Genomic DNA, 264 nt, shown 5'->3' with positions numbered 1-264 from the left:
TCTCAGAATAGCTCTCGTACATTTTTCGGAAATAACTCGCATCGCCATTTTCTCTCGCAGAGCAGAGCGCCCCTGTTTCTTTGAATACTTGACCCAGAAAATGTGCCCGCCGAAGATCACCTCTGAGCCCATATTTACGATATATATGGTTAAACGCTAACCACATCCGCTGCGGCAATTGCCCCCGAACGTCGTCATTTCCTTCGGTAAATCGTCGTTTACTCTCCACCCATGTGATATGCCCACCCGCATCCGGTATCGAAT

General features: G+C 48.5%; 1 protein-coding gene. It reads right to left on the bottom strand.

Features of this window, described 5'->3' with window-relative positions; genetic code table 11:
- On the bottom strand, positions 1–264 hold a 264-nt coding region (locus SB725_RS31880), incomplete at both ends, for a hypothetical protein (protein WP_410923447.1).

It is taken from the genome of Pseudomonas sp. SIMBA_041 (genome assembly GCF_046535095.1).
GTDB lineage: Bacteria > Pseudomonadota > Gammaproteobacteria > Pseudomonadales > Pseudomonadaceae > Aquipseudomonas > Aquipseudomonas mucoides.
This window is presented reverse-complemented; position numbering and strand designations above follow the sequence as displayed.